Genomic DNA, 20,835 nt, shown 5'->3' on the forward strand with positions numbered 1-20,835 from the left:
TTGTGCAGCTGTCCCGGTCCTCCGATCTCGCGCTCCGCGCTCTCATGCGCCTCGCCGTCGCCGATGAGCGCGGCGACCGCATGACCGCCGCGGCGATCGCGGAGTCGGTGAACGCCTCGACCTCCCACGTGGCCAAGATCGTCTCCCGGCTCGTCGACCTGGGCCTCGCCGAGTCCCGGCGCGGCCGGGGCGGGGGGCTCGTCATCACCGAGGCGGGCCGACACGAGTCGGTCGGGTCATTGCTGCGCGAACTGGAGGGCCCCGGCGAGGTCGTCCAGTGCGAGGGTCCGACGCCCTGCCCGCTCGCGGGCAACTGCGGTCTGCGACGAGCCCTCGTCGACGCTCGCGAGGCGTTCTTCACCGCCCTCGACCCCCTCACCGTCGAGGGCATCGTCCGGGCACCCACCCGGCAGGTGTCCCTCAGCCTCGCCACCGCCCCACGGCCGGACCCCGGCCCGGGGTCCTGACCACCCGCATCACCCCCCACCCCGCATCACCCCCACCCCGCAGTCCGGCCCCCACGGTGCCCGGGCCACCCCGTCACGCCCCGAGAAGGAGATCCCCCATGACCACGTCGCTCACCACCCTGGAGTCGATCCTCGCGCACCCCCGCGAGCTGTCCGAGGAGCACGCCGCCGTCGTCCGCGCGACCCTGCCGGTCATCGGCGCCCACATCGACGAGATCACGCCCGTCTTCTACCGGACGATGTTCGCCGACAATCCCGAACTCCTCCGCGACACCTTCAACCGCGGCAACCAGAAGCTGGGCGCCCAGCAGCGCGCGCTCGCGGCGTCGATCGCGACGTTCGCCTCCCTGCTGGTGGACGGCCGCAGCCCGGTCGACATGCTCTCCCGGATCGGGCACAAGCACGCGAGCCTCGGCATCACCCCCGACCAATACCAGGTGGTCCACGACTACCTCTTCGGCGCGATCGTGGAGGTCCTGGGCGAGGCGATCACCCCGGAGGTCGCGGCGGCGTGGGACGAGGTCTACTGGATCATGGCCGCCGTCCTGGTGGACTTCGAGAAGGCCCTCTACGCCGAGGCGCAGGTGGAACCGGGGGACGTCTTCCGCACCGCCACCGTGATCTCCCGGGAGGACGTGACGGACTCGGTCACCGTGATCACCCTCGGTGGTCCGGACGGCGAGCCGCTGCCCGACTTCCGTCCGGGCCAGTACACCTCCGTCGGCGTGGTCCTCCCCGACGGCGCGCGCCAGCTGCGTCAGTACTCCCTGTCGACGGCACCGGGCGAGGGCACGTGGCGCATCGGTGTCCGCCGGGTCGACGCCGAGGTCCGGGGCGGGCTCGGCTGCCCCGCCGGCGAGGTCTCGGGCTGGCTGCACGCCCACGCCGAGGTCGGCACCACGATCCAAGTCACCCTCCCGTTCGGCGACCTCGTCCTGGACGCCGCCGGGATCGGCCGCGACCAGGACGCCGCGCCCGTGGTCCTCTGCTCGGCCGGGATCGGCATCACCCCGATGCTCGGGATGGTCGCCCACCTGTCGGCGACGGAGGACACCCGTCGCGTGCTCGTCCTGCACGCGGACCGCTCGCCGGCCGACCACGTCCTCGCCGAGGAGGTCGCGGGCGAGTCCTCGCTGCTCGCCGACGCCGAGGTGCACACCTGGTACGAGCAGGGGGCGGACACCGTCGCCGGACCGGGCGCGGTCCACCCGGGATTCATGGACCTGGCGGCGGTCGAGCTCCCCGAGGGGGCGCACGTCTTCCTCTGCGGGTCGACCGGCTTCCTCCAGTCACTGCGCCCGCGGTTCCTCGAGGCCGGCGTGCCCGCCGAGCGGCTCCACGCGGAGCTGTTCGCGCCGAACGACTGGCTGGTGTAGTCCCGCCGGCGTGGGCCCGGATCAGCTCCGGCCGGGCCCACGGCGATCAGCGCCGGCGGTTGCGCATCTTCTCCGCGAACTCGCGGGCCTTGCGCTGGTTCTCGGGCTTCGAGGCCTCGCGCTTGACCACCTGTACGGCCTTGAGCGCGATCCCGCTCCTCAGTGCATTGCGTAGGAATGCCATCGTGCACCTCCATCTCCGGGGGGCGCCAGTCTAGAGTCGGTGGGCCCCTACCGCGACCGGCCGAGAGTGGAGTCCGAGGAGTACGGATATGAGAAGTGACGGCGACGCCCTGTGGCGCATCCTGTCGGCCCGCCGCGACCATCGCCACTTCCACCCGACACCGGTCGCGCGGGAGACCATCGAGCGACTGCTCGAGGTCTTCGCCGTCGCGCCGAGTGTCGGACTGAGCCAACCGTGGCACGTCACGGTGGTCGAGGACCGGGCCGTACGGGAGTCCATCCACGCCGGCTTCCGCGCGGTCCGCGCCGCCGAGGCCGAACGGTTCGGCGGCGAACGCCGCGAACTCTACGACTCGCTCCGCCTGGAGGGCATCCTCCAGGCGCCCGTGGGCCTGGTGGTCAGCCATGTGCCGCCGCCGGGTCCGACCCTCGGGACGACCAGCGTCCCTGCCGCCACCGAGTACAGCGTGGTCGCCGCGATCACCCTGTTGTGGCTGGCGGTGACGGCGGAAGGCCTCGGTATGGGATGGGTGAGTCTCGTGGAACCCGACCATCTCTCCGACAGCGTGCGGCTTCCGACGGGCGCACGCCCTCTGGCCTACCTGTGCCTCGGGCACCCTGCCCTGGAGCTGGACGAACCACTGTTACAGACCGTCGGGTGGGGACGGCGTTCCCCCCTGTCCGTCGACTGGGTCCGACCTCGCCGCGGAGCCGGGGTCAGTCCTGCTCGACCCCGACCTCGATGAGGGTCCCCCACGGGTCGTCGAACCGCAGGACCGCACCGTCGTGACGTGTCTCGATCCGGTGGTCGGCCAGTCGCTTCCGGAGTGCGTCGACATCGTCCTCGGTGGGCAGCTCGATGTTCACCCGGCCCAGGCCCAGGGCCGCCGCGCGCGGGCCGGCGCCGGCCGTGCCCCAGGTGTTGACCGCGATGTGATGGTGGTACCCGCCGGCGGCGATGAACAGTGCGGAGCCGACGTCGCTCATCACCTCGAAGCCGAGGGCGTCGACGTAGAAGTCGCGGGCCGTCCCGATGTCGCCGACCTGGAGGTGGACGTGTCCCAGTGCCGCGGACGCCCCGATCGACGAACCCGCGACCGGCGGGGTGAGGTGCGTGCGCAGGAAGGCGTTGGGGTCCAGCGGGTTGGTGGCCACCTTCAGCAACCCGTGGGGCTCGGTGGCCCAGGTGTCGCGGGGCCTGTCGGTGTACAGCTCGACGCCGTTACCCTCGGGGTCGTCGAAGTAGAACGCCTGACTGTAGAGGTGATCGGCGCTGCCGGTGAAGGATCTCGGCGCATGCCGGGCGACCGAGGCGACGGCCGCGGCCAGCGACGGCTCGTCGTCGAACAGCACCGCGGTGTGGAACAGTCCGGCCTGCCCCTGCCTGCGCGGCGGCAGCTCGGGCATGCGGCGCATCCGCACGATCGGTCGACCCGCCCGGCCGAGCACGGCGGTCTCGCCGGCCTGCTCGAGCACGTCCAGGGCCACGCCGTCGGCGTAGAACGCGATCATCGAGTCCAGGTCCCGGACCAGGAGTTCGACCGCACCCATGCGCGTGTCGGCCGCGAGCAGATCGTCGGCCGGGCGCTCGGCCAGGCTGCGGGGATCGGGGTTCTGGACGTAGACGGGCATGGTGCCCTCCTTGCTCGAGGTGTCGAGGTTGCGTGATGTGTCATCTATATCAACCGGTGCACCCGTCCGCCTATTCCGTGATGCGTCACCCACCCCCACGGCGCAGCGCGGCCGCCCCCGACCGCGCAGACGCCTACTGCGGCAGCGGGGCCAACCCGGCGATCTCGAGGGCGCGACGGCCGCGGTCCGACGTCACCAAGTCGAGGAACTCGCTCGCGGCCGCGCGCTCGGCCCCGGCGTCGGGGCCGTCCTCGGCACCCGGGATCCTGGCCACCGTGTACCGCGTCGTGCCGGCGTCCTGCGCCAGCTCCCTGTCGCGCTGGTCGACCTCGGCCAGCGCCACCCAACCGTGGGACGCGGCGACATCGGTGCGGTAGACGATGCCCACGTCGAGTTCATGGTCCGCCAGGCGGGCCGCGAGCGCGCGCGAACTCGGATCACGGGGGACCCCCGGCGGGGTGGCCACGCCCGCCACGGCCAACAGCGACTCCGCCGCGCGACCGCAGGGGACGTCCAGCTCGCACAGCCCCACCCGCAGGTCGGGCCGTTCCAGGTCGCGGAGGCCGGTGACCTGGCGCGGGTTTCCGGACGGGACCGCGACGACGACGTGGTTGCGCGCGAACACCACCGGATCGACCGCCACTCCCGTATCGACGAGCCACCGCATGGAGCCCTCGTCCGCGGAGGCGAACACGTTGATGTCGTCGCGGGCGGGCATCCCCTCGGCGATCGTGTCGGAGCGGCCCAGTTCCAGGCTCACCCGGACCCCGGGGTGCTCGTCCTCGAAGACGTCGATCATCTCGGTGAACGCCTCGGACAGGGACGGCGAGGCGGCGACCCCGAGGGTCATGACGGGGGAGTCGGGCTCCGGCTCGGCGCACGCGACGGTTCCCGAGCACGCCAGGGCGAGAGCGAACGCGCTGACAGCCCGGCCCCGGTTCACCGATCAGCCTCCGGCGAAGGGAGGCAGCACGTCCACCTCGGAGACACCGTCGATCGAGGCGTGGGGGTCACGGGTCGTCTCCTCACCCACGAGGAACGACGACACGGTCACGATGCTGGCCAGCGGCTCACCGTGTCGCTCGCAGACCTCCCGCGCCAACTCCCCGACGGTCGTGGCCTGTGTGTGCAGCCGTTCGCGGGCGGTACCCGCGGCGTCCTCGGCGGCCGCGTAGTACCCCACGGTGATCACTCTCGGTGTCCTGCTCACGACGTCAACCCTATCCTCCGGCACTGACACGTCAACCACCTATGGCGCCCATCGACCGCCGCGGCCTGTGGAAGGCGGTGCCGCCGATGCCGTGGCCTGCCTGCTTGCCCCACATCGCGCCGCGCCAGACCTCGGCGACCTCGTGGTCCGGGGCGCCCGATCTCAGCACCCCGAGGACGTCCGTCTCGTCGTCGCTGAACAGACACGACCGCACGGTCCCCTCGGCGGTGAGGCGGGTCCGGTCGCAGGCGGCGCAGAAGTTGCGGGTGACGGTCGCGATCACCCCGACCGTTGCGGGAGCATCTCCCACGGCGCGTCCGGCGACCCGCCACATCTCGGCCGGCGCGGACGGGTCCTCGCGCCCGGCGGGAACGAGGTCGAAGCGGGTGCCGAGGGAGTCCAGCACGTCCTGCGCGGTCACCATCTCCGCGCGCGACCACGTGTTGTCGGCGTCGAGCGGCATCTCCTCGATGAACCGTAGTTGCACCCCCTCCGCCAGGGCCCATTCCAGCAGGTCGGGCGCTCCGTGCAGGGTCGCCCGCAGGGGCACCGCGTTGACCTTCACCGGGTCCAGGCCGGCCTCGACCGCGGCCCGCACTCCCCGCAGGACGGACGGCAGCCGGTCCCTGCGGGTGAGTTGGGCGAACTCGAGGCGGTTGACGGTGTCCAGGGAGATGTTGATCCGGTCCAGACCGGCCTCGACCAGCGCGCCGACCCGGTGTTCGAGCCCCACGCCGTTGGAGGTCATCGCGATCGGCAGGTCGGGGCACTCGGCCCGCGTGCCGGCGATGATGTGCTCGAGGTCGGCCCGCATGAGGGGTTCTCCCCCGGTGAAGCGGACCTCGTGCACGCCCAGCTCGCGGTGCGCCAGGGCGACCAGCCGGATCACCTCGTCAGCGGTCATCCGCGCGGCGTCCGGGATGGGCGGCAGTCCTTCCTCGGGCATGCAGTACGTGCAGCGCAGCGAGCACTTCTCGGTCAGCGAGACGCGGAGGTCGCGGGCGACGCGGCCGAAGGAGTCGACGAGCAGCGGGGTGGCGGGGCGCGTGGAGGGGCTGCGGGTGTCCGGTTCGGTCACGGCGCCCACCTCCCTCCGCGGTCGCGTGACTCCGAGTGTAGAGGGCACCGTCCGGCGGCGTGCGACCCCCGTCCGGTCACCTATCCGCTGTGTCCCCGTCCGCGGCGCGCCCCTGGCGGGGCGGGGACGTCCGGGTTCGGACCCAGGAGCGTGAGCTCGTGGATCTCGTCGCGCTCGGCCTGGCCCCGCAGCTGCGGCGCGATCGCCCGCCCCAGGTGGTAGCCCAGGACCACCACGAGGGTGCCCAGCGCGATGCCACCGAGCTGGAAGTCGCCGGTGATAACCAGGGTGGTGTCCCCGATCGCGATCACCACACCCGCCGCCACCGGCACCAGGTTGAGCGGGTTGCCGAAGTCGACCCGGTTCTCCTTCCAGATCTTGGCGCCGAGCAGGCCGATCATGCCGTAGAGCACCACCGTGATGCCGCCGAGCACGCCGCCCGGGGTCGCGGAGATCACGGCCCCCAGCTTGGGGGAACACCCCAGCACGATCGCGGTCAGCGCGGCCACCACGTAGGCGGCCGTCGAGTACACCTTGGTCGCGGCCATCACGCCGATGTTCTCGGCGTACGTCGTCGTCGCCGATCCACCGAACGAGGTCGCCAGCACGGTTCCCGCGCCGTCCGCGGCGAGGGCCCGGCCCATCAGGCCGTCGGTCTCGGTGCGGGTGATCTCGCCGATCGCCTTGACGTGCCCGGCGTTCTCGGCGATGAGCGCGATGACGCCCGGCACCACGAGCAGTACGAACGCCAGCGAGAAGTCGGGCGCGTGGATACCCACCACGCCGGCGGCCTCGTCGGTCATCGGCGGCAGCCCGATCCACGGCGCGTCCCACACTCCCGACCAGTCCACGCGCGGGCTCTCGGGCCCGGTGACCAGGTCGAGCACCCAGGACAGGACGTAGCCGAAGACCAGGGACAGGAAGATCGCGATCCGCCCGGCGAAGCCCTTGAGCCCCACGGTCATTCCGATCAGCACGATCATCACCGCCAGTGCGACCCACTGGTCCTGCGGCCAGTACGTCTCCGCCACCACCGGCGCCAGGTTGAAGCCGAGCAGCATCACCACGGCGCCGGTCACCACCGGCGGCAGGATCGCGGTGACCACGCGGCCGCCCACGACGTGCACGATCAGGCCCACCACCAGCAGCGTCGCGCCGGCGACGAGCATGGCGCCGGTCACCTCGGCGCTGGTGCCGCCCTGCGCGCGGATGGCGGCGACCGCGCCGACGAATGCCACCGAGGTGCCGAGGTAGCTGGGGACCTGCCCCTTGACCACCGCGAGGAACAGGAGGGTGCACACGCCGGAGAAGAGGATCGCCAGCTGCGGGTTGAGCCCCATGATGATGGGGAAGACGAATGTCGCGCCGAACATCGACACCACGTGCTGGGCGCCGATCCCGATGGTCCGCGGCCAGCTCAACCGCTCCATGGGGGCGACCACCTCGCCGGGTCTGATGTTCTTGCCGTCGCCGTGTACCGACCAGAGACCCACTTCTTCCCCACTCTCGCTGCGTCCGGCCGCACTCGCGCGGACCGTAGGCACAGTACAACGCGGTTACGGTGGTGACATGACCTCCCTGCCCGACAGGCCGAGCCGCCCGTCCCCCGCCGAGTACCGCGAGCTCCTGCGTGCGCACCTGGAGCCGGTCCTCGAGCGGGCCGCCCGCAGTACGCACCTGCCGCTCGCGGCGTGCGCGGACTCGGTGCTCTCGGCGGCGTTGCGGGCGTCGGTCGACCTGCCGCTGTTCGTCAACTCGCAGATGGACGGGTACGCGGTGCGCTCCGCTGACGTGGCCGGGGCGGGACCCGACTCGCCGGCGCGGCTGACGGTGGTCGGGGCGGTGCACGCCGGTGACGGGCCGGGACCCGATGTCGACGACGACGAGGCCTGCAAGATCATGACCGGAGCGCCCGTCCCCCGGGGTGCCGATTGTGTGGTGCCCATCGAGGACACGACCGTGAGCGAGACCGACCCCACTGTCGTCCTGGTGCATGCGCCGCGGTCGCGGGGCGAGTTCATCCGTCGCCCGGGGGACGATGTCCGGGCCGGCGACGTGGTGATCGACGCCGGGGTGCGGCTACAGGCGCGGCACCTGGCGGCGGCGGCCTCGCTCGGGGAGTCGGGACTCGACGTGCGGCCGCGGCCTCGGGTCGGGGTGGTGGCGACCGGTTCCGAGCTGGTGGCGCCGGGGCGGCCGCTCGCGCCCGGCCAGATCTGGGAGTCCAACTCGATCACCCTGGCCGCCGCGCTCAAGGCCTGCGGCTGCGAGGTCACCACGACGCTCATCAGCGGCGATGACCGCGCGGCGTTCACCTCGACTCTCGACGAGGCCGCCGGCGACGCCGACCTCGTGGTGACCGTCGGCGCGGTGTCGATGGGCGACGCCGAGGTCGTGCGCCAGGTGCTCGCCGACCGAGAGGGCGCCCGTTTCGCCCCGATCGCCATGCAGCCCGGCGGCCCGCAGGGGCTCTCGAGCTGGCGTGGCACTCCCGTGGTGTGCCTGCCGGGCAACCCCGTGAGCGCGATGGTGTCGTTCGTCGTGCTCCTGCGGCCGGTCATCCTCGAGGCCGTCGGCCGCGCGCCGATCCGCCCCGTCCGCGCCCGCCTGTCCCGCGACGTCACCTCGCCTGCCGGGCGGGTGCAGTACCTGCGGGCGGCGCTGGCCGCGGACGGCGACGGCCGGCCCACCGCCGATCCGGTCTCGGGCCCCGGCTCGCACCTCGTGGCCTCGATGGCCCGGGCGGACGTGTTGATCGAGATCCCCGCCGACGTCACCTCACTGGAGTCCGGCGCCGAGGTCGACGTCCTGCCGCTGTAGGGGCACGCCGTACAGTCCGGGGGAAGGTGCGTTGACCAGCCTGCGCACGTCGTACTTCGCCGCAGGCGAGAACGGGGGTCCCGATGCGTTCCGACGCCGAGCCGACCGCGGAGCAGACCGCGGTGCCGGACGAGGGCCTTCTCAAGTACCTCGTGTACACGAGTACGCCGACCAGGCAGATGGTGCCCGAGGACTTCGAGTCGATCCTGCGCACTGCCAGGCACCGCAATCGTCGCGTGGGGATCACCGGCATCCTGCTCTTCCGGGACGACTGCTTCATCCAGTTCCTCGAGGGCCCACCGGCCGAGATCGATGCCCTCCTGGACGACATCATCGCCGATGAGCGGCACCACCACCTCCGCGTGATCCTCACCGAGACGACCGTCGACCGCAGCTTCCCCGATTGGCGGATGGGATTCGGGACGCCCGGGGCCCACGAGCCAGCCGGCCTGCCCGACGAGCGCGACAGTTTCAACGACCTCGCCGCCGGTGCGGACGGGGGCACGGTGCGACGGGCGGCCGACGACGTGTCGACCTGGTTCAAGGCGAAGGAACACTCCGCCGCGTCCTGACCCGGCACAGCAGACGTGTAAATGAAGAGCGTCCGACGCACCCGCTACAAGCGGACTGTGCGCCGGACGCTCGTGCTCACCCCGGGTCAGATGTGACCCGGCGTGTCAGAACCAGTGTTTACGTCCACCGACCGCGCGGCCTGCCGCACCGAGGATGACGAGGATGACGCCGATCGCGATGAGCACGAGACCGATCGTCCAGAGGATGGGGATGTCCAAGAGGAATCCGAGGATCAAGAGAATCGCGCCAAGAATGATCATTTGTTCGTCCTTTCACCGTAATTTTTCGGGAACGACTGAGCGTACCCACGTCCCACAGAGTCCGCGACCGATCGCGCCCGGTCACGCCCGCGCCTCATCCCGTGCTGTCGAGCGCCTGCTGCCAGAAGTCGATCTCCAGCCGGGTGGCCGTGCGGAACACCTCGGTGAGCTCGTCGAGGCGGCGGTCGGTGAGCCCGCCGTCGGACAGCACGTCGAGCTGCTCGATCGCGGCGCCGGCGGCGGCGGTGAACTCCGCCCCCGAGTACTCGGAGATCCACTCGCCGTAGGGATGCTCGCCGTCGTGCTCGGCGAGCCGGGGCGCCAGGTGCGCGCCGATCTCGGCGTAACCGATCGTGCACGGGGCCAGCGCTACATGCAGGTCGAGCAGGTCCCCCGCCATGCCGGAGTCCAGCACGTACCGGGTGTAGGCGACGGTGGCCTGCTTCTCGGCGGCGGCCTCGAGTTCGGCGCGCGGGATTCCCCAGCGGTCGGTGAGCCGCAGGTGCAGTTCGGTCTCCGCGAGGATCGCGCCGGTCGCCCGGTGGGCGGCGGTGATGTCGGCGAGGGTGCGGCTCTTGTAGGCGGCGAGCGCGTTGGCGCGGGCGAATTGCACCAGGAAGTGGAAGTCCTGCACCAGGTAGTCCTGGAACACCGCGAGCGGCAGGGTGCCCTGCCCGAGCTCGGTGACGAACTCGTGTTCGGTATAGGCCTCCCACTCTGGACGGCAGCGGTCTTTCAGGGTCTCGAACAGGGTCACTCGGCTCTCCCGTCGTGGGCGGACATCAGGCGGGCGACGATCGCGCCGTGAGGTCGAGCTCCCGGCCCGGTCCGCGTGTAGGTCTCGATCACCTCGAAGTCTGCCATCCGCAACTCCTCCGACAGGGCCTCAACCGACCAGCGGTAGGCCCCGGCCACGGCGTGATCGAACCGTTCGACCTCCGCACCGTGGAAGAACCCGAGCAGTAGTCCGCCGCCGGGGCGCAGACACCGCGCCATCCGCAACAGCGTCGGTCGCACGGTGGCCGGTTCGTGGTGGATGAGCGAGTACCAGGCGAGAATCCCCGCGACCTCGCCGGGCGACCGGGGTAGCGCGTCGAGGTCACCCACCTCGAATCGACACCCGGGATGGGTTCGGCGGGCGTGACTCACGAACTCCGGTACCTGGTCGACTCCGCGCACGTCGACGCCCCGGGCCGCCAGGTGGCCCGTCCAGTGCCCTGGGCCGCAGCCTGCATCGATCAGCGGCCCGTCGAGCTGATCCGCCCAGCGCGCGACCAGCTCGAGGTCCGAGGGGTGGACCGACGCGATGGAACCGAGGTGGTCGATGTACTCCTGTGCGCGGCTCGAGTACGCCGCTCGGACCTCCCCGGTCACGACGACCTCCCCCGTCGGCGACTCGGCTGTACACCCTCCCACCGGCGGAAACTGCGGGAGAAGGTCGCGGTCTCGGAGTAGCCCAGCTCGGCGGCCACCTCGGCCACCGGGACGTCGTGCACCAGCAGCTCGAGCGCCCGCTGATGCCGCACCTCGTCGACCAGCGTCCGATACGAGGTCCCTTCCGCTCCGAGCTGGCGTCGCAGGGTGCGGACATCGACGTGCAGTTCCGCCGCCACGTCCGCCATCGACGGCCAGGTCCCGCGCTCGTGCCGGAGCCGGCTGCGCACCTGGCCGGCCACGCCGACCCGCGCGAGCCTGTCGGCGAGGAGCGCGCGGCACTGCCGCTCGAACACTCGCGCCGTGTTCTCGTCGCCCTGCGGCAGCTCGGCCTCGAGGGCCTGTCGCGAGACGGTCAGCCGGTTGCGCGCGGCGTGCGGCGTGACCGTGTCCGGCGCCAGGCCCCACGCGTGCCCGACCAGCGCCGCGCTCTCCGGGCCGAGGGTCGTCTCGAGCGAGACCGGCCCCAGGTCGATCCGGGCACCGCGGAACGCCGCGGCCAACCCTGCCAGGTCCCGCTCCACGACGAAGGTGCGCACGTCGGCGGGGATCTGGTCGTCGGCGGCGACCAGGACCGCCCCGCCGTCCGGGCCGTCCACCTCGAGAGAGAACTGCACGTGGGTCGGGGACAAGGCGAGATAGGGGATCGCGCGATCGATCGCCGCCCGCACGGTGGGGCCCGCGAGCATCATGAAGCCGATGACGCCGGTCCGTCCGATGGTGGAGTGGGCACCGACGCCCGCCCCCAGCCCGGGCCGGTCTCCGAGGCGCGCGAGCAGGGTGCGAATCACCGTGAACTCCTGGTGCGCCCAGATCTGCGCGGTCTCGTCGTGGAGGTCGCCGGGATCGAGACCCGTGCCAGCCAGGCACTCCGTCGTCGTCATCCCGTGGGCCAGCCCGCCCTCCACCATGATGCGGACGCCCTCGGTGCCCCGCGGCACCGCCCATACCGGCGAGGACTCCATCGGCCGACCGTAGCAACACCGGGCGGCGGATGTCCGAAAATGCCAACTCTGCGCCCGTTTGCGACCTTCCCGCGCCCGCGTCGGGTGGCTAGCGTCACAGTCATGACTCTCGCCGCACTCGCAGGAACCGCCCAGTCAGCCGGCCCCACCGGCCTCGCCGACGAGATCCGGGCGCTGTACGCGCGGGCCAAGGCCGCCGTCGGCGAGGACGACCTGGCGCACATCCGCAACGTCACCGCCTACGGCCGGGCGATCGACGCCCGTCGCCGCGAGTTGCTGCGCGAGGGCGGGCCGCGGGCGATCCGGCGGGCCACGGCGCTGGAGATGATGTACCGGCTCATGCAGTTCTCCGAGCTCGGGCACAACATCGTCCACGGCAGCTACGACCACCTGCCCGGCAACGGCGACTATCACTCCGACCGTTACGAGTGGGACTTCAACGTGGACGTCGACCACTGGAAGACGATGCATCACGTGGGCCACCACCCCAACACGAACATCGTCGGCAAGGACCACGACCTCGGCTACAGCATCTTCCGCGGCAGCGCCGGACAGGACTGGTACGGCCACCACCTCGGTCAGGTGGCGCTCATCTCGGCGCTGGCGGCCGCGGCCCCGGCAGCGGCTCCGTTCTTCCTGGCCAACATCGCCCGCAAGGTTTCCGGCGACCCGTTCTTCAGCGCCTACACCCTGCGCTCGCCCGCCCGGATCGCCGGACGCGACCTCCAACGTCGCTTCGTCGACGAGCCGTTCCGCTCGGGGTGGAAGCCGCTGCCCACCCTGCTGGCCAACTACCTCGGCGGCGTCACCGGCTACATGGCGGTGCTGTTCCTGGTGTTCATCGAGCACCACGCCGGCGAGCTGGAGCTGTTCACCGATCCCGGGCCCGACGAGACCGCCGACCAGTACTACGAGCGGCAGATCCGGGCGACCCGCAACTTCCTGCCCAGCACGCAGATGGACGACGCCCTCGCGCGGGTCCTGGAGGAGGAGGTGCCGTTCGCCGATCGCCCCGACCTGCGGATCTTCTACGGCGGCCTCGACACCCACGTCGAGCACCACCTGTTTCCCGATCTGCCACCGTCGATGCAGCGCAGGATCGCCCCGGAGGTCCGGGCGATCGCCGCGAAGTACGGACTGCCGTACCACGAGACGCCGCTACTCGAGACGGTGCCGCTGATCGCCAAGACGCTCACCGGGCTGTCGGTCCCGTTCGGCGAGCGCGAGTTCGGCCGCCCCTCGACGCTCCTGCGCGACCCCGCCTCACTCGTGCGGCGCGTCCGCGCCGGGCTGTCCTACAGGCCCCTGCCCGAGTCGCCGTACCTGGACAAGCCGCGCTTCTACAACGTGCCGGTCAGAGTCCTGTCCGCCACTCCCGTCGCCGACGGCCAGGCCCTGTCGGTGCGGTTGGCCCGCCCCCGGGGCTGGGAGGACGTCGAGTGGGACGCGGGCGCGTACGTGTCGGTGCGAGTCGCTGGCGACGACGGCGACGGCGAGTTGGTCCGCCAGTACAGCCTGGTCCGCGACAGCGCGGACGCGGTTGCGGACGTCGAGGGCGCCATGGAGATCTGCATCAAGCGCGTCGAGGGCGGGCGGGTGTCCACCCGGCTCAACGACTCACTGCACGCAGGTGACTACGTGACACTGGTCGGCGTGCCGCAGTCCTCGGGCGACTTCCCACCGCCCGTGCCGGGAGCGAAGTCCCTGTACATCGCCGGCGGGGTGGGCATCACCCCGATCATCAGCCTGCTGCGTCGCATCGCCCGTGACGCGCGCGAGACCGGCAGTCGCCCCGACGCGACACTGCTGTACGTCAACCGCGACGACCGCTCGATCATCTTCGACGCCGAACTCCGCGAGCTCGCCCGCCTCTCCGGCATCACCCTGCGCCTGTTCACCGATGCGCCGTCGGAGCGCGAGGACCTGGCCACCGGCCGGCTCGGTCCCGAGCTCCTGCAGCGCGTGGTCCCCGACGCCGCCGAGCGCGAGACCTACGTGTGTGCCCCGGCCGCGCTCATCGACCTCACCCGCGGGTGGCTGCGCGACCTGGGCCTACCGGCAGAACATTTCCACGCCGAGTCCTTCACCGCGCCCGAGCTGGACCGGCCCGACGACGACGGGAGCCGCTTCACCGTCCGCTTCCGCCGCACCGGCACCGCGGTGGAGATCGACGGGGCCACCACCCTGCTCGAGGCGGCCGGCCGCGCCGGGATCGCCGTGCCCACCGGCTGCCAGCGCGGGCTGTGCAAGGCGTGCGTGACGCCCAAGGTCAGCGGCACCATCCGCGCCGGGGCCGCGGGTCGCGCACCCGGCGGCGCCGAGCAGGAGCGCGTCACCGTCTGTACCGCGCTGGCCTGCTCGGACATCGAGCTGGATCTCTAGCCGGACCGCTCCTCGCGACCGTCGGTCACCACTTCCCGCGCGTGTACTGCGGCGGGTACGGGGCCTGCCGCCAGTCCAGGCCGAGTTCGGCGGCGGCGCGTTGGGGCCAGGCGGGCTCGCGCAGGGCGACGCGGCCGAGGAACACGAGGTCGGCACGCTCGTCCACCAGCAACTGTTCGGCGTACTGCGGGTCGCTGATCAGACCGACCGCGCCGGCCAGCACGGCGCCCGACGCGCGCACCTCCTCGGTCAGCGGCACCTGGTAACCCTGTTCCAGCTCCACCGGCGGCCGGTCGGGGGTGTTGGCGGCCGAGGAGACGTCGACCAGGTCCACGCCGTGCTCGGCGAGCCGGCCCGCCAGCCAGCGCGAGTCCGCCGGCGTCCAGCCCCCGTCCACCCAGTCCGTCGCCGAGATCCGCACGAACAGCGGCTTGCTCTCGGGCCACACCTGCCGCACCGCGTCGCAGATCTCCAGCAGCAGCCGCGCCCGGTTGTCGCGCGACCCGCCGTAGGAGTCCGTCCGCTCGTTGGACAGGGGCGAGAGGAACTCGTGGATGAGGTAGCCGTGGGCGGCGTGGATTTCCACGACGTCGAATCCGGCCTGATCGGCGCGGCGTGCGGCGTCGACGAACGCGGTCACCACGTCCCGGATCCCCTCCGCGTCCAGCGCCTCCGGGACCGCCATGTCGCCGAACGGGACCGCCGACGGCGTGACCGTCACCCAACCGCCCTCCTCCGGCGGTAGTGAACCGACCGGGTAACCGGGCCACGCGCGGTAGGCCGAGGCCTTGCGCCCGGCGTGCGCCAGCTGGATACCGATCGCCGCCCCCTGCGAGTGCACGAAGTCCACGATGGGCGCCCACGCGTCGCGCTGCGTGTCGTTCCACAGCCCGGCGTCCTGGGGGCTGATCCTGCCCTCCGGCACCACCGCCGAGGCCTCCGCGAGGATCAGCCCGAACCCGCCCTGAGCCCGCGCGCCCAGGTGGACGAGGTGCCACGGCGTGGGCACCCCGTCGCCGTCCTCGCACGAGTACTGGCACATCGGCGAGAGCCAGGCCCGGTTCCGGATCTCGAGGTCGCGGATACGGATCGGTTCGAAGAGCGTCGCCATGTCCGCGATTAAACCCGCATCCCGTGACGCCCCGCCTCGCCGCACCCCCGAAGCCCGCCGCACCCGGCCGACTACCGTGAACGGCATGACTGACGCGCCGACCGGACAGGGCTCATCACCCGAGCCGAAGCTCACCCACCTCGACGCCGAGGGCCGCGTGCGCATGGTCGACGTCGGCGACAAGGCCGTCACCACCCGCACCGCCACCGCCGAGGGGATCTTTCGCACCCGCCCCGACGTCGTGACCATGGTCGCAGGGGATTCGCTGGGCAAGGCCGACGTCCTGTCCACCGCCCGCCTGGCCGGGATCGGCGCGGCCAAGAAGACCTCCGAGCTCGTCCCGCTGTGCCACCAGATCCCGCTGAACTCGGTCAAGGTGAGCTTCGACCTCGACGAGGAGGCCGGCGAGATCCACGTGCAGGCCACCGCCAAGACGACGGGCAGGACGGGTGTCGAGATGGAAGCCCTGACCGCCGTCTCCGTGGCCGGGCTGACGCTGCACGACATGGTCAAGGCCGTCGACCCGCTCGCCACTATGGACGGGGTCCGCCTCGCCGCCAAGACGGGCGGCAAACGCGGTGACTGGACGCGAGAATCCGAGAAGGCGACCGGGAACGACGACGACGAGGTGCCGCGCGCGAACACCGGGCCCGCCGCGCTCGATTCCGGCCGAAGTGGTGTCGTCGTCGTCTCCTCCACCGCCGCCGCGCACGGCCACCGCGAGGACACCACCGGCCCCGCCATCGAGGGTTGGCTCCTCGAGCGCGGTTTCTCGCCGGTCGAGGTGCACGTGGTGGCCGACGCCGACATCGCCACGGCCGTCACCGAGCACGTCCGCCGCTCCCCCGCGGTCCTGTTCACCACCGGCGGTACGGGGGTCGCCCCGGACGACCGCACGCCGGAGGCCACCGCGCCGCACCTGGAGCTGGAGCTGCCGGGGGTCGCCGAGGCGATGCGGGCCCGCGGCCTGGCGGCCACGCCGACGGCGGCGATGAGCCGCGGGCTCGCGGGCTTCGCCGGACGTACCCTGGTGGCGAACCTGCCGGGCTCGACGGGCGGAGTCCGCGACGGGTTGGCGGTCCTCGACGACCTGCTCGAGCACCTGCTCGACGTCCACGCCCACGGAGGAGGACACCGATGAGCGTCTCCAGTCCGCTGGTGGACATCACCGACCGGGAGATCGACCCGCGCGAGGTCGAGAAGGCCGTGTGGACCAGCGCCGACGGGGCGATGGTGACGTTCTCCGGCGTCGTGCGCGACCACGACGGGGGCCGCCGGGTCCACGACATCGAGTATTCGGCTCACCCCACGGCCCGGGACACGCTCGCCCGGCTCTGCGACGAGGTCGCGGCCGAGCACACCTCGGCGGCCGATTCCGGGCGCACGGTCCGCGTGTCCGCCGTCCACCGCGTGGGCGTGCTGCCGGTGGGCGAGGTCGCGGTGGTGGTGGTCGCTGTGGCTCCGCATCGGGCCGAGGCGTTCGCGGCGTGTTCGGAGCTCATCGAGCGGCTCAAGCACGGGGTGCCCATCTGGAAGCGGCAGCGCTTCACCGACGGCGTCTCCGAATGGGTGGGCGTCGGCGACTGCTGAGGCGGTCAGGCCGGCCGTCTGCGGGGTCGGTACCTGTCCTGACCCGGCGGATTGATGAGTGTGCCGTCGTCGGCGACGATGCGGTCGGCGAAGGCGTTCCACTCGCGTTCCCAGATGGCGTCACGGGCACGGGCCAAGGGTCCCTTGGGTCTGGTGCGGTGTTCGTGTCCGGTGTCGGTGATGATGACGAGTTCACCCAACGGCCCGGACCGGTAGGCGTTGGTCCCGAACGTCTTCTCGCGGTGGTGTTTGCGGCACAGGCAGACGAGGTTCCACTCGGTGGTCGGCCCGCCGAGCTCAGGGTCGTTCGTGTTGAACGCGATCACATGGTCCACGTCGCAGGCCTCGGCGGGAACCGAGCACCCGGGGTGGCGGCAGGTCCCGTCGCGCATGCGGATTCGCTCGGCCATCGCCGGGGTGATCACGTAGCGCAGGGCGTGCTCGGGGGAGTCGAGCACGCCGGGGGCGGGGTCGATGAGCTCGAACCGCACGCTCGCGTCGTCGCCCTCGAGCAGTTCCGTGCAGAGCCACTCGACGCTGCTGTAGGTGCCGTGGACGAACTCGACACGGTTGGGCAGACCCCGGGCCGCGGAGGCGATCACGCTGATGCGGATCGGCTGACCGGCCCGCGCGGCGTTGCCCAGCGTGGGCCGGGGGAGGTCCGCCCCGAGCCTGACGTCGCCGAGCTCGATGCCGTCGTGCTCGGACGCAGGGGCAGCGGCAGGGTCGGTCGCGCAAGGGCTGGTCGCGGACGGGTCACCAGCAGGCGGATAGACGGCGAGCGCGGCGAGGGCGTCGGCGCGGAGCTGATCCAGGGAACCGTCCAGTCCGTCCGCCGAGGCGGCCGACGCATCGGTCTCGATGCGACGCCGGAGGAGTTCGGCATCGGCGGCGGTGAGCTTGGCCCACATCGTGGCCATGCCGTTCCGGTCGCCGCGGAAACGGACCGAGCGGGTGGCGGCCGCCGCTGCGGCGGCGTCCTGCGCGGCAGCCGGGTCGTGTCGCTCCACGGCGTCATCGATCGCCGAGTCCACCGCGTTGCGGGTCGGCCGGTCGCCACCGTCGAGATCGTCCGTGAAGCGCGCGACCACCTCGTCCTCCACGGCCGACACGATCGCGTCGGACACCTCCGCCAGGCGACACGCGATATCGACCGCCAACTGCTCGGGCAGCAGCCCGCGGTCGACCGTGGATCGCAGACGGGGCAGCCGCCGGTGGATCTGCGTCCCGGCCGTCACCAACCGCGCGGCGTGCCAGCACGTGAGCTGACACGCCGCCACGAGGTGATCGCGGGCCCGGGCCTCCGGATCCAGCCGGGCGTACGCGGGCCGACGCGAACCGGCGCCGGCCTCCTCCGCCTGTACCTGCTCGGCCCGGGCGAACTGGTCGACCAGGACATGCGCCGCCTCGAGCCGCGTGGCCCCGGCGCGGTTCTGCGCCAGCGTCGCGGCACGGGCCGCCTCGCTGACGGCCTCCATATCGACCATGCCGAGGGGCTCGGGTACGGCGAACAGCGCACTCGTCGTCGTCACCATTCCACCCCCTCCGCCACCGACATCGACATCGACATCGACATCGACATCGAACATCGACATCGACATCGAACCTACATTCGATAGTACCCGCGCCGGCGCATTAGTACAAGGGTTCGATCATCTTCGATCACTCATCCCAACCTGGTACCCACCCACTGCGCCAGGATCCGCGCGCAGGCGTCGACACCCTCGACCCACGTGGTGCCCGCGGACTCGTCGGCGGCATCCGAGACGTGCTTGACCAGCCGCGTGGGTACGCCCACCATCGCGCCCGCCGCGGCCACCGCATACCCCTCCATGTCCACCAGGTCGGCGATCCCGGCCAGGCGGTTCCGCACCGGGCCGCCCGCGACGAAACTGTCGCCGGTCGCGAGCACGGGCGCAGCCGATCCCCCGGGCCCCGACGGCGCGGCGGCGTGCTCGGGGGTCACCGCACGCAGGGCGGACAGCGCCAGCGGCGGGCCGTCGTGCCGGCCGGTGACGGCGTGCAGGGCGGGGTCGTCGAAGTCGTGCTGGAACACGGTCGCGATCTCGTGCGTGCCCTCCATCCCCGGGTGCAACCCGCCCGCGGTGCCCACGTTGACCAGCTCACGCGGCCGGGCCCCGCCACCGAGCGCGTGCGCGACGGCCACGGCCGCGCGCACCTTGCCGACGCCGGTGACGAGCACCGGGAAGTCGGTGACGAAGTGCCGCGCCTCCTGCTCCAGCGCGACGACGACGAGAGGGTGAGCCGGATCGACGGTCCCGATGAGTTCCACGCGCCATACGGTAGCCGTCGCCGGGCCTGTCCGTTCAGCCCCCGGGCGGGTCCCACCAGCGTCACTCGCCCGCGCCCAGCGGCAACCGGGCCACGACCTCGTGGCGAGCCCGGCCCCGCGGCCCCTCGCCGAGGAACGAGTCGACGAGCGCGACCTCGGAAACCTCCCACCGGCTGCTCGTGAAGGTGTCGAGCACCCGCAGCCAGGCGGTCGCATCGTCGCGACCGCCGAGCCGGGCGAGCGTGAGGTGCGGACGGAACCGGGCGCCGTCCGGGGCGCAGCCCGCCGCGTTGGCGGCCGAGCGGACGCCCGCCGCGAGCGCGTGGAGCGGCCGATCCTCGGGCTGATCGACCCCCGCCCACAACACCTTGGCCCGCTCGACCGAGGGGAACGCCCCCGCGCCGGCCAGCCGGAGAGTGAACGGCTCGTGCTTCCGGGCGACCGCCTCCACCCGCTCGGTCAGCTCGTCGAGGCGCCAGTCGTCGACGTCGGGACAGAACGTCAGGGTGAGGTGCCACTGGGCGGGGTTCGTCCACGTCAGACCCGGCCGCGGCTCGAGGAACCGCTCCAGTTCCTCGCGAACCTCGTCGGGCGGCACGACCGCGACGAACATCCGATGCCCCATCACCCCACCGTGGACCATGCGCCGGTGGTCCGCAAGCCCGAGTCGTGATCCATCACGAGCCCGCGAGCCACCACCCCAGAGCGGCGGCGGCCACCGTGGCTGTCATCGTCCCCACCCCGTACGCCGCCGCGGTGAGGAACCGGCCGTCGCGGGCCAGGCGAACGGTGTCATAACTGGCCGTGGAGAACGTCGTGTAGCCGCCGAGCGCCCCCGTGCCCAGCAGCACGGCCACCGTCCCGCCGCTTCCCGTGGGTCCGGCCAGCAGCCCCATGACCAGGCCCAGTGCGAACGAACCCGACACGTTGACGAGGAACGTGCCCAGCGGAAACCGGCCATGCCACCGCGCGGCGACCGCCAGGCCCACGCCGTAGCGCAGGGCCGCGCCCACGCCCCCGCCGAGCGCGACCCACACCGCCATCACGGCGTCACCCACCGTCATGACCCAGCGATCCCAGCGCCATCCCGAGCACGGTGGCCACACCGCCCAGCACGAGCGTCGCCGCGGGATAGACCATCGCGCCGACCCCATCACCCGCCCGCGCCAGGGTCGAGACCTGCAGGGCGATGAGCGAGTAGGTGGTGAACCCCCCGCAGAAACCGGGGCCGAGCAGTAACCGGGCGTGATGTCGTCGTCGTTGTCGTCGTCCCTCTCGTCGCCACGCCCCGCCCTCGGGCAGCACGGTGAGGACGACCCCCAGTGCGAACGCGCCCACGACGTTGATCGCGAGCGTCACGGTGAGGGCCGGCGGCGCCAACTCGGAGACGACGACCCGCGCGAACGTGCCAGCCGCCCCGCCGACGGCGACGACGGCCATCGAAGTGAGAGTGACCATCGC

Annotated in this window: 24 protein-coding genes; 8 read left to right on the plus strand and 16 right to left on the minus strand. The window is 72.1% G+C overall.

Annotated elements, in window-relative coordinates; all coding sequences use genetic code 11:
* Positions 1-2: 2 nt before the first annotated feature.
* Positions 3-467, plus strand: coding sequence for an Rrf2 family transcriptional regulator (locus CK206_RS09835; protein ID WP_067715137.1), 465 nt, complete (start codon positions 3-5; stop codon positions 465-467).
* A 98-nt stretch (positions 468-565) separates the two neighbouring features.
* Positions 566-1,843, plus strand: coding sequence for a globin domain-containing protein (locus CK206_RS09840; protein WP_096906272.1), 1,278 nt, complete (start codon positions 566-568; stop codon positions 1,841-1,843).
* 46 nt (positions 1,844-1,889) lie between these two features.
* Here CK206_RS09840 and CK206_RS20005 read toward each other — a convergent pair whose 3' ends face one another.
* A complete protein-coding gene (locus CK206_RS20005) occupies positions 1,890-2,027 on the minus strand; it encodes a hypothetical protein (RefSeq protein WP_167457859.1) in 138 nt (45 codons plus the stop codon).
* Positions 2,028-2,115: 88 nt separating this feature from the next.
* Here CK206_RS20005 and bluB point away from each other — a divergent pair, with 88 nt between their 5' ends.
* The gene (gene bluB, locus CK206_RS09845) at positions 2,116-2,772 is read left to right on the plus strand and encodes a 5,6-dimethylbenzimidazole synthase (protein WP_096906273.1); all 657 of its coding nucleotides are present in this window, start codon (positions 2,116-2,118) and stop codon (positions 2,770-2,772) included.
* Here the strand turns inward: bluB and CK206_RS09850 are convergent.
* The 5 genes from CK206_RS09850 to CK206_RS09870 all read right to left on the minus strand — a co-directional run bounded on the left by CK206_RS09850 (position 2,744) and on the right by CK206_RS09870 (position 7,439).
* Positions 2,744-3,658, minus strand: coding sequence for a VOC family protein (locus CK206_RS09850; protein WP_096906274.1), 915 nt, complete (start codon positions 3,656-3,658; stop codon positions 2,744-2,746). The two genes, bluB and CK206_RS09850, sit on opposite strands and share 29 nt — an antisense overlap.
* A 133-nt stretch (positions 3,659-3,791) precedes the next feature.
* Positions 3,792-4,601, minus strand: a complete 810-nt coding sequence (locus tag CK206_RS09855; RefSeq protein WP_096906275.1) for a substrate-binding domain-containing protein — start codon at positions 4,599-4,601, stop codon at positions 3,792-3,794.
* 3 nt (positions 4,602-4,604) lie between these two features.
* Positions 4,605-4,868, minus strand: a complete 264-nt coding sequence (locus CK206_RS09860; RefSeq protein WP_227022118.1) for a MoaD/ThiS family protein — start codon at positions 4,866-4,868, stop codon at positions 4,605-4,607.
* Positions 4,869-4,899: 31 nt separating this feature from the next.
* Positions 4,900-5,955: a GTP 3',8-cyclase MoaA gene (gene moaA, locus CK206_RS09865; protein ID WP_069389177.1), complete on the minus strand. Its 1,056-nt coding sequence runs from the start codon at positions 5,953-5,955 to the stop codon at positions 4,900-4,902.
* Positions 5,956-6,026: 71 nt separating this feature from the next.
* The gene (locus CK206_RS09870) at positions 6,027-7,439 is read right to left on the minus strand and encodes a uracil-xanthine permease family protein (protein WP_235027783.1); all 1,413 of its coding nucleotides are present in this window, start codon (positions 7,437-7,439) and stop codon (positions 6,027-6,029) included.
* A gap of 76 nt (positions 7,440-7,515) precedes the next feature.
* Between CK206_RS09870 and glp the strand changes: the two genes are divergently transcribed.
* Both glp and CK206_RS09880 read left to right on the plus strand, forming a co-directional pair.
* Positions 7,516-8,766 (plus strand): gephyrin-like molybdotransferase Glp, encoded by a 1,251-nt coding sequence (glp, locus tag CK206_RS09875; protein ID WP_096906276.1) that lies wholly within the window; start codon positions 7,516-7,518, stop codon positions 8,764-8,766.
* An 83-nt stretch (positions 8,767-8,849) separates the two neighbouring features.
* Entirely contained in the window at positions 8,850-9,338 is a 489-nt protein-coding gene (locus tag CK206_RS09880) for a BLUF domain-containing protein (RefSeq protein ID WP_096906277.1), read from the plus strand.
* A 105-nt stretch (positions 9,339-9,443) separates the two neighbouring features.
* Here CK206_RS09880 and CK206_RS20010 read toward each other — a convergent pair whose 3' ends face one another.
* From CK206_RS20010 to CK206_RS09900, 4 genes are all read right to left on the minus strand, one after another.
* On the minus strand, positions 9,444-9,599 hold the full coding sequence (locus CK206_RS20010; RefSeq protein WP_096906278.1) for a DUF6131 family protein: 156 nt from the start codon (positions 9,597-9,599) through the stop codon (positions 9,444-9,446).
* A gap of 94 nt (positions 9,600-9,693) precedes the next feature.
* The gene (locus CK206_RS09890; RefSeq protein ID WP_069388764.1) at positions 9,694-10,356 is read right to left on the minus strand and encodes a TenA family protein; all 663 of its coding nucleotides are present in this window, start codon (positions 10,354-10,356) and stop codon (positions 9,694-9,696) included.
* On the minus strand, positions 10,353-10,973 hold the full coding sequence (locus CK206_RS09895) for a trans-aconitate 2-methyltransferase (protein WP_096906279.1): 621 nt from the start codon (positions 10,971-10,973) through the stop codon (positions 10,353-10,355). The genes CK206_RS09890 and CK206_RS09895 overlap by 4 nt, the downstream gene beginning before the upstream one ends.
* Positions 10,970-11,998 (minus strand): AraC family transcriptional regulator, encoded by a 1,029-nt coding sequence (locus CK206_RS09900; RefSeq protein WP_096906280.1) that lies wholly within the window; start codon positions 11,996-11,998, stop codon positions 10,970-10,972. Before CK206_RS09900 ends, CK206_RS09895 begins: the two co-directional genes overlap by 4 nt.
* A gap of 102 nt (positions 11,999-12,100) precedes the next feature.
* Between CK206_RS09900 and CK206_RS09905 the strand changes: the two genes are divergently transcribed.
* Positions 12,101-14,380, plus strand: coding sequence for a fatty acid desaturase (locus CK206_RS09905; protein ID WP_096906281.1), 2,280 nt, complete (start codon positions 12,101-12,103; stop codon positions 14,378-14,380).
* A 25-nt stretch (positions 14,381-14,405) separates the two neighbouring features.
* Here CK206_RS09905 and CK206_RS09910 read toward each other — a convergent pair whose 3' ends face one another.
* A complete protein-coding gene (locus CK206_RS09910) occupies positions 14,406-15,491 on the minus strand; it encodes an NADH:flavin oxidoreductase/NADH oxidase (protein ID WP_096906282.1) in 1,086 nt (361 codons plus the stop codon).
* A gap of 85 nt (positions 15,492-15,576) precedes the next feature.
* On the opposite strand from CK206_RS09910, the gene moaCB reads away from it, so the two are divergent.
* A complete protein-coding gene (gene moaCB / locus CK206_RS09915) occupies positions 15,577-16,632 on the plus strand; it encodes a bifunctional molybdenum cofactor biosynthesis protein MoaC/MoaB (protein ID WP_096906283.1) in 1,056 nt (351 codons plus the stop codon).
* Positions 16,629-17,081: a molybdenum cofactor biosynthesis protein MoaE gene (locus CK206_RS09920; RefSeq protein WP_096906284.1), complete on the plus strand. Its 453-nt coding sequence runs from the start codon at positions 16,629-16,631 to the stop codon at positions 17,079-17,081. Before moaCB ends, CK206_RS09920 begins: the two co-directional genes overlap by 4 nt.
* Before the next feature lie 5 nt (positions 17,082-17,086).
* Here the strand turns inward: CK206_RS09920 and CK206_RS09925 are convergent, their stop codons facing one another.
* The 5 genes from CK206_RS09925 to CK206_RS09945 form a co-directional block, all read right to left on the minus strand.
* A complete protein-coding gene (locus CK206_RS09925) occupies positions 17,087-18,616 on the minus strand; it encodes an HNH endonuclease signature motif containing protein (protein ID WP_096907391.1) in 1,530 nt (509 codons plus the stop codon).
* Between the two features lie 131 nt (positions 18,617-18,747).
* Complete coding sequence (locus CK206_RS09930; protein ID WP_096906285.1) at positions 18,748-19,374, minus strand: nucleosidase; 627 nt, start codon at positions 19,372-19,374, stop codon at positions 18,748-18,750.
* A 61-nt stretch (positions 19,375-19,435) separates the two neighbouring features.
* Positions 19,436-19,999: an RNA 2',3'-cyclic phosphodiesterase gene (thpR, locus tag CK206_RS09935; RefSeq protein ID WP_096907392.1), complete on the minus strand. Its 564-nt coding sequence runs from the start codon at positions 19,997-19,999 to the stop codon at positions 19,436-19,438.
* A 52-nt stretch (positions 20,000-20,051) separates the two neighbouring features.
* Positions 20,052-20,438 (minus strand): fluoride efflux transporter CrcB, encoded by a 387-nt coding sequence (gene crcB, locus CK206_RS09940; protein WP_096906286.1) that lies wholly within the window; start codon positions 20,436-20,438, stop codon positions 20,052-20,054.
* Positions 20,425-20,832: a CrcB family protein gene (locus tag CK206_RS09945; RefSeq protein WP_096907393.1), complete on the minus strand. Its 408-nt coding sequence runs from the start codon at positions 20,830-20,832 to the stop codon at positions 20,425-20,427. Before CK206_RS09945 ends, crcB begins: the two co-directional genes overlap by 14 nt.
* Positions 20,833-20,835: the final 3 nt, after the last annotated feature.

It is taken from the genome of Dietzia sp. WMMA184, from assembly GCF_002441635.1.
Lineage (GTDB): Bacteria > Actinomycetota > Actinomycetes > Mycobacteriales > Mycobacteriaceae > Dietzia > Dietzia kunjamensis.